Source organism: Sulfurospirillum sp. E15m, assembly GCF_059415145.1.
In genome coordinates, this window is sequence record NZ_JCAHZS010000002.1 from 108,696 (window position 1) to 124,011 (window position 15,316).

14 protein-coding genes, 1 pseudogene and 1 riboswitch are annotated in these 15,316 nt (G+C 36.4%); of the genes and pseudogenes, 13 read left to right on the top strand and 2 right to left on the bottom strand.

Annotation, left to right across the window (positions count from 1 at the left end):
- Positions 1–98 precede the first annotated feature (98 nt).
- The 4 genes from AC5SLP_RS04680 to AC5SLP_RS04695 all read left to right on the top strand — a co-directional run bounded on the left by AC5SLP_RS04680 (position 99) and on the right by AC5SLP_RS04695 (position 5,861).
- Positions 99–1,976, top strand: a complete 1,878-nt coding sequence (locus tag AC5SLP_RS04680) for a TonB-dependent receptor (RefSeq protein ID WP_495253987.1) — start codon at positions 99–101, stop codon at positions 1,974–1,976.
- Positions 1,977–1,984: 8 nt separating this feature from the next.
- The gene (locus AC5SLP_RS04685; RefSeq protein WP_495253988.1) at positions 1,985–2,377 is read left to right on the top strand and encodes a hypothetical protein; all 393 of its coding nucleotides are present in this window, start codon (positions 1,985–1,987) and stop codon (positions 2,375–2,377) included.
- Positions 2,378–2,474: 97 nt separating this feature from the next.
- Positions 2,475–3,830 (top strand): sensor histidine kinase, encoded by a 1,356-nt coding sequence (locus AC5SLP_RS04690; protein ID WP_495253989.1) that lies wholly within the window; start codon positions 2,475–2,477, stop codon positions 3,828–3,830.
- A 30-nt stretch (positions 3,831–3,860) separates the two neighbouring features.
- Entirely contained in the window at positions 3,861–5,861 is a 2,001-nt protein-coding gene (locus tag AC5SLP_RS04695) for an EAL domain-containing protein (RefSeq protein ID WP_495253990.1), read from the top strand.
- Here AC5SLP_RS04695 and AC5SLP_RS04700 read toward each other — a convergent pair.
- Positions 5,858–6,124, bottom strand: coding sequence for a helix-turn-helix domain-containing protein (locus AC5SLP_RS04700; protein WP_495253991.1), 267 nt, complete (start codon positions 6,122–6,124; stop codon positions 5,858–5,860). The genes AC5SLP_RS04695 and AC5SLP_RS04700 overlap by 4 nt on opposite strands.
- 101 nt (positions 6,125–6,225) lie before the next feature.
- On the opposite strand from AC5SLP_RS04700, the gene AC5SLP_RS04705 reads away from it, so the two are divergent.
- The 6 genes from AC5SLP_RS04705 (at position 6,226) to zupT (ending at position 11,290) form a co-directional block, all read left to right on the top strand.
- Positions 6,226–6,834, top strand: coding sequence for a GGDEF domain-containing protein (locus AC5SLP_RS04705; RefSeq protein WP_495253992.1), 609 nt, complete (start codon positions 6,226–6,228; stop codon positions 6,832–6,834).
- 33 nt (positions 6,835–6,867) lie between these two features.
- A riboswitch (TPP riboswitch) is annotated at positions 6,868–6,975 on the top strand.
- 67 nt (positions 6,976–7,042) lie between these two features.
- Positions 7,043–7,846 carry a bifunctional hydroxymethylpyrimidine kinase/phosphomethylpyrimidine kinase gene (gene thiD, locus AC5SLP_RS04710; protein WP_495253993.1) on the top strand — a complete coding sequence of 268 codons (804 nt, stop codon included), beginning with the start codon at positions 7,043–7,045 and terminating at the stop codon, positions 7,844–7,846.
- Entirely contained in the window at positions 7,840–9,051 is a 1,212-nt protein-coding gene (gene cytX, locus AC5SLP_RS04715; RefSeq protein WP_495253994.1) for a putative hydroxymethylpyrimidine transporter CytX, read from the top strand. Before thiD ends, cytX begins: the two co-directional genes overlap by 7 nt.
- Positions 9,030–9,833 (top strand): hydroxyethylthiazole kinase, encoded by an 804-nt coding sequence (gene thiM, locus AC5SLP_RS04720; RefSeq protein WP_495253995.1) that lies wholly within the window; start codon positions 9,030–9,032, stop codon positions 9,831–9,833. Before cytX ends, thiM begins: the two co-directional genes overlap by 22 nt.
- A 74-nt stretch (positions 9,834–9,907) precedes the next feature.
- Positions 9,908–10,423 (top strand): ferritin-like domain-containing protein, encoded by a 516-nt coding sequence (locus AC5SLP_RS04725; RefSeq protein ID WP_495253996.1) that lies wholly within the window; start codon positions 9,908–9,910, stop codon positions 10,421–10,423.
- Between the two features lie 21 nt (positions 10,424–10,444).
- Positions 10,445–11,290 carry a zinc transporter ZupT gene (gene zupT / locus AC5SLP_RS04730; protein ID WP_495254143.1) on the top strand — a complete coding sequence of 282 codons (846 nt, stop codon included), beginning with the start codon at positions 10,445–10,447 and terminating at the stop codon, positions 11,288–11,290.
- Here zupT and AC5SLP_RS04735 read toward each other — a convergent pair.
- Positions 11,287–11,577 (bottom strand): helix-turn-helix domain-containing protein, encoded by a 291-nt coding sequence (locus AC5SLP_RS04735; RefSeq protein ID WP_495253997.1) that lies wholly within the window; start codon positions 11,575–11,577, stop codon positions 11,287–11,289. The two genes, zupT and AC5SLP_RS04735, sit on opposite strands and share 4 nt — an antisense overlap.
- A gap of 234 nt (positions 11,578–11,811) precedes the next feature.
- On the opposite strand from AC5SLP_RS04735, the gene AC5SLP_RS04740 reads away from it, so the two are divergent.
- The 3 genes and pseudogenes from AC5SLP_RS04740 to AC5SLP_RS04750 all read left to right on the top strand — a co-directional run.
- Entirely contained in the window at positions 11,812–12,849 is a 1,038-nt protein-coding gene (locus AC5SLP_RS04740; protein WP_495253998.1) for a bifunctional diguanylate cyclase/phosphohydrolase, read from the top strand.
- Positions 12,850–12,877: 28 nt separating this feature from the next.
- Entirely contained in the window at positions 12,878–14,485 is a 1,608-nt protein-coding gene (locus tag AC5SLP_RS04745) for a methyl-accepting chemotaxis protein (RefSeq protein WP_495253999.1), read from the top strand.
- A gap of 549 nt (positions 14,486–15,034) precedes the next feature.
- Positions 15,035–15,298 (top strand): annotated as a pseudogene (locus AC5SLP_RS04750) (methyl-accepting chemotaxis protein); the annotation flags it as partial.
- Between the last annotated feature and the right edge of the window lie 18 nt (positions 15,299–15,316).

A 15,316-nucleotide genomic window follows, 5' to 3' on the forward strand; every position in this document is an offset into this window, starting at 1 on the left:
AGAACATACTATTTTCATAAAAATTAATAATATAATTATTAACTAATTGGTAATATGATAGGATTATTTGGAAAAAAATAGCTTTATGTGGAGTTTGGATGCGAGAATTGGTTTGTGCCAGTGTTATGTTAGTGTGGTTGAGCCAAGATTTATTTGCAGATACTTCCATTGAAAACCTTTTAAGTACCATTGAGAAAAAAAACGATCTTTCGGAAAAAACAAAATTAGAAAACAGTGGTTTTTCTACTATCTATACACGTCAAGATTTAGATATGATGCAAGTGAAATACTTGCGTGATATTTTAAAGTATACGCTTGATGGGTACAGAGAGAGCCGTTATGGATTACCTGATCCTCTCTCTTTTGGTCCTATCCCTTTTGCCTCAAGTCTCATTCGTGTTTATATCGACGATCAAGAAATTACAACGGCCATGTACGGTAGCGGTATCATTATCCTTGGTGATCTTGATTTAGGCTTTGCTGATCATATTGAGGTCTATAACCTCTCTACTTCTTTTGAGTATTCCAGTGAACCAACATCGGTTTTAATACGAATTTTTTCTAAAAAGGCAGACAGAGATGTCGGAGGGAGTATTCAAGGTATTGTAACAAGCCGAAAAGGCTCAACGCAAAATGTACAATATATTGGGAAAGAGAATGAGACAGATTACCTTGCCCGCTTTTCCTCGTCCAATGATAATCGCAAAGAATATGAGACAAGTAAAGATGATTTAAACCGTGATGTAAAGCGTTATAATGTCTTTTCAAGCGTGAGAGATGAAACACAAAGTCTTTTGATTAATGCTTCTAAAACGGACAAAGGCGGATGGATAGGTCTGAGTGCTGATGCCAGCTTAGATGCATCTACCATTACTACAGAAGATGCGCATGTTGGATATTCAAAATCGTTTGAAGATGTGAAATTTTCAGTTGCTTATGATGGGTTAAAAGACCATGTTGCTTATAACGATACACCTTTGTTTTACTACAAAGGAAGCCCTATTAATAGTATTGATAGCAAAAGCACGAGTTCAGCACTCTCTTCTGAACTGAAATATACAACTCAATTCGGTGACCATCATCTCATTACAGGTGTAAAACTTCGTTATAAAGTTATCAATTTTGATTTTGTTCGTATGAATGGAAGTGATGTGCCAACCAGTGGGCTAACAAGGCAATCCATAGGCTCACTCTTTTTGGAAGACAGCTATGCTTTATCTGATACTTTAGTAGCAACGTTAGGTGTGCAAACCAGTCAAGTCTATAATAATGGTGGTTATAGTGATGATGACGTTCAAATGGCTCGCGCTGGGATAACGTATACAAATGATCATTGGACCTCCAAGAGTTTTGCTTTCCATACAGAAAGCTATGTCGAGCCTTATCTTATCGGTTCTTTTTATATGACATCAGGGTATCCTAAGAATCAAATTATTGACTCATTGGCGCAAGAGTTTAAGTTTGAAGATGGTCCATCACTTTATGAACTCTTTATGAGTTATGCATGGATACAAAATGCACCCTATGTCAATGCTAATTTACGTATTGAAACTGCCGATGGGACAACGGAACACCTCAGTTCTTATATCCAATACACCTATCATTATGCTACGCTCAATAAAATTTTACTGGCATATCGTTATAAACAGATTGATCATGCCGGCTATGACAAGGAGTATAGAAATCATCAAATCATACTACGCAATCAAAATCGTTATCGTAAGTATGACTTTTTTGAGGAGCTGTTTTTCACCCGCAGTGAATATTATAATGATACAGGATTTGATGTAACATTGGGTATACGTTATAACGTCAGCGATAACTTGGTGATCTCTTTAAAAGGTCAAAATCTTCTTGCCAATGCTGAAAAACAGTACATCTCACGGTTTGATTTTTCAACATTTTCACCTTTGGAATCATTGAGCATCCCTGTGCAAGAACGACAAATTATGTTAGGTTTCGAGTGGTTTTTTTAAGATATTTTATGGGATGCATAGGGGTATGTAGCCTTACCTTTGCTCAAACACCCGAACAAGAACTTATCGCTAAAGTGTTTAAACTGATTACTATCAATGATATTCCTTTGTTGATTTATGAGTTAAAACCGACGATTTCATTACAAGGCAGTTCCTTTAACAATCTTATCACACAATGTACTCATGCGGATATCATCTATGGCTCTACCTTTGAAACACTGCCCAAAGAGTGTCAGGCAATTGCTCGCTTTACGACAAATTATGATGTATTTCAAAAAGATGAGAAGACAATAGGTGCTTTTTACTGGCGTAAAGGCAGGCCTCAATTACGTTTTGATAAAGACAGATGCGAGCATTTTAATATTTTTCTTCCTTCTGAGTTGGTACGTTATGTTCAATAAAATAACCTTTTCACATTTCTTGACATTTATCACTGTCTTTTTATTAGCAGGGATTATCCTTTTTTATAGTTTCTTTTCACAGACCAAGAAAGATATTGTGGCAAGTTTTGAAAGAACCGGCGTTGAGGAAGTCAATGAAATCGCTTCAAATATTGCCCAATATCTTTTACATGTAAAACCATCGCAAGGGTTGTATAGCACGTTAAATGAGAATAGTATGCAACGAGAAGCTTTTGAACGATTTCTCTCAACGTTTCAAACCCAAAAAGTTCAAAATATCTTCGTTGTTGATAAGCCAGACATGAATTCTATCTGGTTTCGAGTTTTACTTGATGGCGATAAAGAGAAAAAAAACAAGTTGAATTTTAAAGAGCTTTTCGAACCAGAAGATACCGTTTGGAATGAAGTGATAAAAACACGTACGCCAAAAGTGATTTACCAAGCCAATAAAGTAGATGCGTTATGGGCGACGTATTTATTTCCAATCGTCCAAAAAAATGGCGATGTTGCTTTGTTGGCATTGGATTTTTCAAAAGAGCATTACCAAAAAGTGGTCTCATCTTTGGAAGGGCTTGAAACCTTTCTTCAAATGATGGTTCCATTCTTATTGTTAGTTTTTATGATCTTAATCGTCGTTATACGTATGGATAAAAAAAGAGAAAATGAAAAACTTGCGGCACAAAAAGCCTTGCATGAACTCAATCTTACATTAGAGGAGCGTATCGCTGATGAGGTTGAAAAAAATAGACAAAAAGATCAACAGCTTGTGCAACAATCGCGTTTGGCATCCATGGGTGAAATGATTAGTATGATCGCACATCAATGGCGACAACCACTCAGTGCCATAAGCTCAACCGTTCAAGGGCTAGATTTAAAGCTCTCTTTGAATAAATTTGACGCTGAACTTTTTGCTGCAAAACTCAATGACGTTAATCGTTATTCTCAATATTTGAGTCAAACGATTGATGATTTTAGGCAATTTTTCAAAACGAGTAAAGAGCGACAAGAGGTGACATTAGAAGAGGTGATTGAAAAAGTGCTTGGCATCATTAATGTAACCTTGGAAAATAAAAACATTCGGCTTGAAATGAACTTTCAATCCCATGAACCTCTCAAAACCTATTCTAATGAATTGATGCAAGTGTTACTGAATTTAATTAAAAATGCCGAAGATATACTCGTAGAAAATCATGTTCAACATCCTTGGATAAAGATTATGACAAGAAAAACGGACATAACATTGATATTAGAAGTTTCTGATAATGGAGGAGGGATACCTGATGAAATTATTCCGCATATTTTTGATCCTTACTTTAGTACGAAAACGCAAAAAGACGGAACAGGTTTAGGGTTATATATGAGTCAAAAAATTATTGAAGAGCATTGTGGTGGCATAATAAAAGCATCTAATAGTGCTGATGGTGCCGTTTTTACCATTATATTGCAACGATGAACACACTAGAACTAGGATAAAGGGAACGAGATGGAATCTGTATTTAAAAAATGTATTGCTGATGCACGTAATTTAACACTTTTATATGTAGAAGACAATATCGGAGCTCGTGCAGGCTCTATGCTAATCTTCGAAGAATTTTTTGGACATGTTATTGAAGCCATCGATGGAGAAGATGCATTAGAAAAATTTAAACAGAACGATGTTGATCTTGTCATTACAGATATCAATATGCCAAAAATGAATGGTTTGGAAATGACTGAAAAAATCCGCCATCTGAGTCCAAAAACACCCGTTCTTGTTCTTTCAGCTTACAATGAAACACACTATTTTATGGAATGCATACGTTTAGGTGTAGCAGGATATTTACTCAAGCCGATAGAAATAGGGCAGTTTATGGAGGTTTTAGGAAGTATTATCGAAAAAATACATCTTAAAGCCGAGCATGATAAATTACAAGATTTATTAACGCAATACTTAGAAGTTACCAATAAAAGTGCCATTGTTTCTAAAACAAACAAAGATGGCATTATTACTTATGTCAATGATGCTTTTTGTGCCATTTCAGGATTTGCCCGTAATGAAATTATTGGCAAAAATTACTCCATTATTCGCCATAAAGATATGCCAACAGAACTTTTCAAAGAGTTGTGGGAGACGATTACCCAAGGTGAGCTTTGGCAAGGAATCATTAAAAATCGTTGTAAAACTGGTAGCAGTTATTACACTAAGACAGCCATTAAGCCTATATTAAATAGTAAAGGTGAAATTGTAGAGTATATCGCGTTGCACAATGATATTACAGAAGTTATGAATCCAAAAAAACAGCTTTTTGATTACATTAGCAGTACCCCAGAAACCGTCATTGTTTTATTGAAAATTGAAGATTTTGCTACGGTTGAAGAATTTTATAGCAACGATTTGGTTGAGTTGTTGGAGCGAAAATTAGGAGAAAAGATATTTTACACTATTACCAAAGAGTGCCCTTTTGAAAAAATTTATGCCCTTGGCTTTGGTGAATATGCCTTGGCGCTTGATATCAATAAGTGTCCTTTGGATGCGGATGCATTAAAGCAGAAAGTCAAACATCTTCTAAAAGAAATTGAAGCAGATACCATTCATTTGAATGAAATTGAGTACAATGTTTCTCTCTTAGCAAGTTTGGCGTATGGTGGAAAAGAACCCTATCAAAGTGCTCATTTTGGTTTGAAAAAAGCGGAACGAAAAAAAATCAATTTTATTTTAGCCACCGATTTGATTTTGGAGATGCAAGCACAAGCACAGGTCAATATGGGCATTATTGTCGCCGTTAAAAAAGCACTCAGCGCATCAGGGATTATCTCTTACTTTCAGCCTATTGTCGATAATAAAACCCGAAAAATTGTCAAATTTGAATCTTTGGTTCGATTGGTGGATGATCATCTCAACCTCTGGTTTCCCTCAGACTTCTTGGAAATATCTAAAAAAGGACGTTACTATACACAAATTACGCAACGTGTTTTAGATAACTCTTTTAAAGCGTTGTATGAGACCAATGCCGGCATTAGCATTAATCTTTCTGCTGTGGATATAGAAGAAAATGTAACCCGCAGGAAGATAATGAGTCTTTTAGACATGCATAAAGAACATGCACACCGCATCACGTTTGAGTTGCTTGAAGATGCGAGTATTAAAGAGTTTGAAGTGATTAAGCAGTTTATTAAAGAGGTTAAGTCACGAGGCGTTTCCATTGCCATTGATGATTTTGGCAGTGGTTATTCGAATTTTGGAAGGCTTTTGGACTATGAACCGGATATTATTAAAATTGATGGTAGTTTAGTTAAAAATATTGCAAGTGATGACTACTCTATCTCTATTGTAAAAACCATTGTCAGCTTTGCCAATGAGCATCAAATTAAGACCATTGCGGAATTTGTAGAAAATGAAGTGATTTTTAATATTCTTACAACGTTAGGGGTGCATTATTCTCAAGGGTATTATTTTGGTAAACCTCTTTTATTGAAAGAGTATAACACCCAAGAGTTACTTTAATCGCTTAGGTGTGGCTGTCTGAAAAAATCACAGATATCTACATCTAATGCTATTGCAATTTTGTAGAGATGTTCAATATTGTAATGCTTGTTTTCCAATCCCGCTTCAATCTTTGCTATGGTACTCACAGATTTGTGCCCAATGGTAAGTGCCAAATCTAATTGTGTTACTTTTTTTATTTTACGAATACGTTGTACATTATACGCTATATGTCGATAGAAAGTTTGAATTTCTATCTCTGAAAACTCTTTATATGTTAGCATTGTATTCCCTATAGTGAAGTATGATTTAAGTTTATACTGGTTAGAATGAATTATAAATTCCCTATAGTGAATATTAAAAATAAAATTTTTGGCTAAAGTGTATGATTGATAGAGAAGTGCTATGGCTCGTTATCATTTTGCTATTGACGGTAACAACTGTAGTGATATATTTTTACTATAAAAACATTATAGGTAACCTTAAGTTACACAATAAGCAATTAAAATTGCTTAGCCAATACGATGACCTCACTCAAATTTACAATCGAAGACATTTTTTAGAAATTGTGCAAGCATGTTTTCAAGGAATGGATTGCGATCAAAAGTATTCTGCTATTATGATGATTGATATAGATTTCTTTAAAGAAATCAATGATTCGCATGGGCATATTTTGGGTGATGATGTCCTTCAGCATGTTGTCCAGTTTGTCCGCGGGCAATTAAGAGAAAGTGATATCTTTGCACGGTATGGCGGTGATGAGTTTATTGTCTTTTTTCCTGGCATTATGCAAAGAGATGTTTCTCATATAGCCCTGCGCATTCAAGAGCAACTTGCAAAATGTCAAACGTATGCCATCCCTATCACTTTGAGCATTGGAATATGCAGTTTTTGCAGATATACTTCACTGTATGAGATGATTGAGTATGCAGATAAAGCACTGTATGTCGCAAAAAATAATGGGCGCAATCGAATCGAATTTCACCAATCTTGAAAAAAGTTTCAAATCTGTGTAAAATGATTTGAAAATTAGTGCTAGGAGCGCTGGTAAACCAGCTGAGATAAAGAATAGTGATTCTTTGATCCTTGACCTGATCTGGGTAGTGCCAGCGTAGGAAAGCCAATCTGTCTTCAAAAACACATCTCTTCTTTCCTTCCAACACTTCCTTTTATTTTTACATGTAAATCCTTGAGGAAGTTCCATGAAACATTGTTTAACCATTGCAGGCTCCGATAGTTGCGGGGGCGCAGGTATCCAAGCAGACCTGAAAGCGTTTAGTGCCAATGGCACGTACGGAATGAGTGTTATTACTGCTATTACAGCTCAAAATACACAAGGTGTCTTTGATGTGCAAGATGTTACACCCTCTGTGATTGCGCATCAAATTGAAGCAATTTTTGATGATATTCGTGTTGATGCCATCAAAATTGGAATGGTTTCTCGCCCAGAAACGATAACCATCATTGCTCAAACACTTAAAAAATATTCATTGCCTCCTTTGGTCATTGACCCTGTGATGATTTCTAAAAGTGGCTATGCGCTTTTGCAACCTGAGGCACAAAAGAGTTTAATTGAACTGCTTTTACCGATGGCAACACTTATCACCCCCAATCTTCCCGAAGCAGAAGTCATCGTGGGCTATAAAATTGATACGATAGAGCTGATGCAAAAAGCGGCTCGTGATTTGCACCAATTAGGTTGTCAATGTGTCCTCGTTAAAGGAGGGCATTTGGCTGATGATGCAACCGATGTTTTATTTGATGGTTCCTCCTTTCATTTCTTTCATTCGAAACGATTGGATACAATCAATACCCATGGAACAGGGTGCACACTCTCTTCGACCATTGCCGCCAATCTTGCCAAAGGCATGCCCATTAAAGAAGCAGTAGAAGCGGCTAAAGCCTATATAACACTGGCTATTGAACATGGTTTTGTGCTCGGAAAAGGTGTTGGTCCTGTACATCATTTTTACGAACTTTATACTAAAGCAGGTTTATCATGTTAGAAGAAAAAACATACCTGAGTAGTTTTGGGTTATTTGCTCTGTGGTTTGGTGCTGCGATCTCTTTAGCAGAAATTTTTACAGGTGGGCTCTTAGCGCCTCTTGGTTTTGAAGAAGGTTTAAAAGCGATTCTTCTTGGGCATCTTATTGGTGGATTTATTTTGATTTTAGGCGGTGTCATTGGCGCAAAAAGTAAACTTCCTGCCATTATGTCCACGCGTATTTCGTTTGGGCGTTACGGCTCTTACCTTTTTTCTCTGCTTAATGTTTTACAACTTATAGGCTGGACTGCCGTGATGATTATCTCAGGTGGGCGCGCTGCGAATGAACTCAGTATCGATTTGTTTGGGGTGGATAATATCCACCTATGGGCAATCGCAATTGGTTTGTTTATCGCTCTGTGGATTTGGCTTGGTAAACAAGGGTTTCAAAAGCTCAATGTCATTGCCGTTATCTTGCTGTTTGCCTTAACTTTAGTGTTATGCAGTGTCGTTTTTCAAGAGGGCACTTTTTTACATGTAAAACCCACAGAAGCCATGAGTTTTGGTGCTGCTTTGGAACTTAGTATCATTATGCCGCTTTCATGGTTACCGCTCATTGCTGATTATACGCGTTTTGCTAAACATCAAAAAGGTGGCTTAGTCGGTAGCTTTATGGGCTATTTTATCGGTAGTTCATTAATGTATGCTATCGGTCTGGCGATTGCACTCTATGCCAAAGATGCCAGTGTTGGTAGCATGATGATGACGCTTCATCTAGGTTTTTTTGCATTAGCCATTGTTCTACTCTCCACCATTACGACAACATTTTTGGATGCGTACTCCGCGGGAGTGACATTGACCAATATTTTCCCTGCGATGAATGAGCGAAAGATAGCGTTTGTGATGGCTCTCATTGGACTTATCGTGGCACTCTTGACACCGATTGAAGCGTATGAGGACTTTTTATATGCCATCGGGTCTGTGTTTGGGCCTTTGTATGCCATTGTTTTGAGTGATTATTTTCTCTTTAAAAAAATACAGATTGAGCCTTCTTTGGCTTTGCATATCGGCTCATTCATCATTTGGGGAGTGGGCGTAGGGCTTTATTATGAGTTTATTACCTTTGATTTAGCGCTCGGCTCAACGCTTCCAACAATGCTGTGTACCAGTATTTTATTTATTATTACGAAAAAAGGAGTTGCTTCATGGAAATGGTTGAAGAACTAAAAAAAGTTTTTGAAGCTTTAACTTCTAAACGAGCGTTAATTCACCATATTACTAATTATGTGACGGTTAATGATTGTGCCAATGTTGTTTTAGCTATTGGTGCATCGCCCATAATGGCAGATGAAATAACAGAAGTTGAAGAGATGGTTGGCATTTGCGATGCGTTGGTATTGAATATTGGAACGGCGAATGAACGAACCATCGCATCTATGTTAAAGGCGGGTGTAAAAGCCAATGAGAAAGGCATTCCTGTTGTACTTGATCCTGTCGGTGTTGGTGCGACGACATTTCGACGAAAAAGTGTTGAGCAACTGATGGAAGCTATCTCGTTTAGTGTTATCAGAGGCAATATGGCAGAAATAAAAACGATTGCCGGACTAGAAGCTAAGAGTTCAGGGGTGGATTCTCTTGAAGCCGAAAATGACGGCAGTAAAATAGCTATTGCATTAGCAAAAAAGATGTCGTGCGTGATTGCCATTACGGGAAAAACTGATATTGTTAGTGATGGAAAACGCTGTTTTGAATTAAACAATGGTGTTAGCGCCTTAACTAGCGTGACAGGAACAGGCTGCATGAGTACGTCATTGATTGGAAGTTTTTTAGGTGCATCACGCAATGCTCTGCCTAGTGCCATAGCAGGTATTTCAACGATGGCGATTGCTGGAGAATTGGCTGATAAAAAGCAGGGCATGGGGAGCTTTCATCAAGGGCTTATCGATGTGATTAGCCATATAAGAAGTGATGTATTGTTCAAAACTTTATCAATGAAAGAGTTTAAGTAATAAAAATTACTATTTAATATATTTTTTAGTTTTACTACTGTAAGATGATTCTATCTTAAATGAAGGAGTCAATCATGGCAAGAGTTGGTAAGTCCATTATCAAAGGAATAGAAGTTCAAGAGGTTGTTAATAAACTCAATCGCGCTTATGCAGATGAATGGTTGGCGTATTATCAATACTTTATTGAGGCTAAAGTCATTAAAGGGCTTATGAAAGATGCCGCTATTACGGAGCTTACGCAACACGCCGCGGATGAATTGCGCCACGCAACAATGGTTGCTGATCGTATTATTCAATTAGGTGGAGTTCCACTATTGCATCCTGATGAATGGCTAAAAAAATCGCATTGTGGCTATGATGCTCCAAAAGATTTTGATGTCGTTGCCATATTAAACGATGCTATCAAAGGAGAACAATGTGCCATTGCAACGTATTCGCATATCGTTGATATGACACGAGATAAAGATATCGTTACGTATGATATGGTATCCCAAATTTTAGCGGATGAAGTCGAGCATGAAGAGGATTTACAATCGCTTCATGATGACATTAGTGAATTTTTACAAGAAATCAAAAAATCACTTCTATAATTCAATAAAGGAGCGGGTATGCTGCATGTCACCTTCGAGCAATTTTTACCTGCATTTCTCCTCACGCTTTTAGCTGGTTTAAGCACCGGTATCGGTGCTTTACTGGCCTTTTTTTCTAAAGCAAAAAGCCATACATTTTTATCTATCGGACTTGGGTTTTCAGCAGGAGTGATGGTTTATGTCTCCTTTGTTGAAATTCTTCAAAAGTCTAAAATGGCTTTTAGCACTATCTATCATAACGCTATTCTTGGTGAATCCTTAGCATTGCTCTCTTTTTTCGCAGGTATTGGTATCAGTGCGCTGATAGACCGTCTCATTCCAGAAGATGTGAATCCTCATGAACCAAAAAGTAACCAAGAACTCAGCGTATTAAAAAGTTCTAGCACTTCTTCACGTCATATGCATGATGCGGCTTTAAAACGAACGGGTATTTTTACAGCCTTAGCCATTGGTATTCACAATTTCCCTGAAGGCTTCGCAACCTTTATCGCTTCGCTCGAAAATGTACATATTGGCATGAGTATCGCTCTTGCAATTGCGATTCATAATATTCCAGAAGGTATGGCGGTTTCTTTACCGATATACCATGCAACGGGAAACCGAAAAAGTGCTTTTTGGTATGCCTTTATATCGGGTCTTGCCGAACCTATTGGAGCAATTATCGGGTTTTTTATTTTACTGCCATTAATGGGACAGCTCACACTTGGTATTACGTTTGGCATTGTTGCAGGTATTATGGTGTATATCTCTTTTGATGAGCTTCTACCTTCTGCTAGGGTTTATGGCAATGCACATACCACGATTTTGGGCATTGTTCTAGGTATGTTTGTTATGGCAGTGAGTTTGGTTGCGTTCAAATTGATTTAATGATTTATGTCAAAAAACTCCTTGATTTCCACTTGTAAAGCCATAGCAATTTTATAAAGATGTTCCAGTGAAAACTTGATGTTTCCATACCCAGCTTCAGCACCCGCTATTAATGATGTTGATTTAAATCCTATAAGATATGAAAGCTCTAATTGACTAAGTCCTTTTTGCTTGCGTATTTGCTGTACTTTTTGCCCAACTTTTTGATAAAAAAGTTTTATATCTTTTTCATTGAATTCGAGTACGGGTATATTTATATTATTATTCTTTTTTTGTTGTTTCAACATATCTGGACTCTATTATGCTAGATTTGTACGTAAGGAAAGTCTAGTATTCTATGCATTTCATTACAATCTATTATCATAGAGTAAAAATACCATTAATTTGCCTATAATTTTATGATTGCTTAATTCTATATGATGTACTCTACTATAATAGATTTTTTATTTATCATATGAGATACTATATATTTCATTAAATATGGTTCATCTTCATAAAAAACTTCAATCAAAGAGTACAATGTGCATACTTTTTCTATGGTAGAACAAGAAATTGTTGAAATGTTTACAACAGTTATTGAGGAAAAGGATGCCTATACGGCAGGTCATTCTAAACGTGTGGCCATGTACAGTTGCAAAATCGCTGAAGCATTATGTTGTTCTATTGAAGAGCAAAATATTTTGTATCAAGCGGGGCTTTTGCATGATATAGGCAAGATTCTCACTCCTGAATCCATTTTATTAAAACCTCGAAAATTTAATCGTCATGAATACGCAATTATCAAAAATCATTCAGCAGATGGTGAAAAAATGCTGAGTTTTATCACCGCTTTTAAACCGTATATGCCTCTTGTAAGGCATCATCATGAACGATATGACGGCGGTGGGTATCCGGATGGTTTAAGCGGTGAAGCGATTCCTTTTCTGTCTCGAATTTTATCGGTAGCAGATGCGTTTGATGCTATGACAACCAATCGTATTTACAAGCCGCGCAAAACAATTGAAAGTGCAATCAAAGAACTTAAAAAACACAGCGGAACACAGTTCGACCCAGATATCATTAACGTTGCAGTAGCGGTGTTACATCAGTTTAATGAAATTTCATTAATTTACAGATGGCCTGAAGATAGCATACAAGAAGAGCGATTTGCCCATTTTTATAAAGATACCATTACATCAGCTTACACAGGAGAATATTTAAATTACTTCTTACATAACAACAATGAAAATGAGCGATTTAAATGTTGTTATGTGATTCAACTGCATCATATGCATCCTTACAATCGTCGTTTTGGTTGGGAATGCGGTAATGCGCTTCTAAAAGAAGTTGTTCTGCGTTTAAAAGTCCTATTTTATACCTCTTTTGTCTTTCGTATTTTTGGTGATGATTTTGTTGCTCTCAATCCTTTACATGTAACAATCAATGAAGAAGAGATTAAATATAAAATCAGTGTAGGATTTGATGGGATAGAAGTAAGCCTAAAACATTTTGCGTTGAAAGATTTATTGATAGATAAATGGGAAAATTTAGAACAGCATCTTTTCTATTCAAATAAATAGAGTCTTGATTTTCTAAGGAGTGTAAAACATGAGTATATCAAAACAGTTGATGACAATGCTATTCATTGCCATTGTGGGAATAGGGGCAGTTTTTACAATAGGTATTCAAAAAATGGAACGCGTTTATGAAGAGACAAATACATGTAATGTAAATTCGTTACCCAGTGTTTTATTGATGGGAAAATTGCAAAAAGGGTTATACCGTATTCGTCTTACGGTTTGGGAACACATGGGCTCTACGGATGCAAAAGATATGAAAGCAATAGAAGAGAGATATTTCACGTATAAGGCAGAGTTTACAAAAGATTTAGAGAGTTATAAGGCATTTCTTTCTGATGCAAAAGACGAAGAATTATACACAAAAGAAAAAGAGTATTTTAAGCAGTATAGTGCTTTTGTAGAAAAGCTTTTACAACTTTCGATGAACAATCAAAATGTTGAAGTAAAAACACTGGTTCTTTCAAATCGTTCTTTAGCACAAAATATTACCAAAACAATTGACGAACATATGGAGTATAACCAACAATTAGCGGATAAAGATGCAAAATTAGCCGTCATTGAAAAAAAGAGTGCAACGACAATGATGATTGGTTTGTCATTCATCGTTGCTATTACGGTCATCATCTTTGGTATTATGATTCGCAACAATATCATGAAAGGTGTTTTTCTCATTCGAGATGGTATATCAGGATTTGTTCACAATAAAGAGTTGAAATTTCGCATTCATTATGGCAAAAAAAATGAGATACAAGAAATCGTCAATAGCTTCAATAGTTTAGTCGAAACCTTAGAGCATATTATTGAAGATGTCAAACACTCATCCAATGAAAACGCTTCTGTTTCACATGAACTCAGTACTACGAGTATGCAAATAGGTAGAAATGCAGAAGATAGCACTAAAATTGTTGAAAATACAATTGAAGAAATTGTATCAATCAAACGTTTTGTTCAAGAAACTGCATTGCTTTCTGTTGAGATGAAAAAGAGTATTACTTTAGCCAGTGGAAAACTCGAAACAGCCAAAAATGAAGTTGTGATGCTTAAAAATGAAGTCGAACTTGCAAGTGAAGCAGAATCTGCTTTAGCCGAACAGTTAGAACAAATGAGTAAAGATGCTGAACAAGTTAAACAAATTTTAACAGTCATATCTGATATTGCAGATCAAACCAACCTTTTAGCACTCAATGCGGCTATTGAAGCGGCACGAGCAGGTGAACACGGACGTGGTTTTGCGGTTGTTGCGGATGAAGTACGAAAGTTAGCAGAGCGAACGCAATCTTCTTTAAATGAAATTAACGCAACCATCAATATTATCGTTCAATCCATTGTCAATTCATCGGACAAAATGACAAAAAATGCACAAAATATTAGACGTTTGGCAGGTGTTTCCACGACGGTTGAAGAGACGATTGTCAGCTCAACAAGTGTGATGAATGAAAGCGTAGAATCGGTGACGGTGAGCGCAAATAATTCTAATAAAATAGCACAAGATACGGATAAAATTGTGAATCTTGTGACAAATATCAACTCTATTACGAGTGAAAATGCAAGAAGCGTTGAAGAAATTGCATCTGCCGCCGATCATCTTTCTAAACTTGCAGAAAATCTAAATCTAAAATTGGGACAATTTCAATAAACAGTTTGCGATAGAAGAACTTAGAGTGAAAAATAGATTTTAGATTTGTATTTGACGAAAAAAAAATATATTTCTTGCAGAAATATACTATACTTTTCATCACTATAGTTATAAATAGGAAGGTAAATGTTTGGCAAAAAAATAGCAGTATACGAACGAAAAAATGAAGAGTTACATACAGAAAATGAACAGCTTAAATTAGAAATTTTACACTTGAATGAACAATTGACTGATTTTCAAAAAGCTGAAAAGCAAACAGAAAAAACATTGAATGAGAATCGTCTTAAAACAGAACTGATTGGTACAATGTTAAGTGGTTGTAGAGGAGGGGTTGGGGAGATTCAACGTAATGTGGAAGAGAACTTGGATGCATCTAAGGAGATAGCAAGCCTTGGCGATTTTACGTTAAAAAGCGTTGAGGAACTCAGTCATATTTCTAATGAACTCGTTGTTTCGCTCAGTGAAATCACACAATCTTCAAATCAAGCACGCCATATTGCTGAAGGGTTACATCAAAGTATTGATGAAATCAATCAAGTCATTAATTTGATTAAAGACATATCGGATCAAACCAATCTTTTAGCACTGAATGCGGCTATTGAAGCGGCACGTGCAGGTGAGCATGGACGTGGGTTTGCCGTTGTAGCCGATGAAGTACGAAAACTAGCTGAGCGAACACAAAAAGCGACTTCTGAAGTTGAAATGAACATCAATGTTCTTAAACAAAATGCCAACGCAATGTTTCAGCAAAATGAAGCTATTGAAAATGTCACGACGCAATCTAATGTGCATATTCAGAGCTTTAAAGAGTCCTTTGAGGCGTTACAAGAG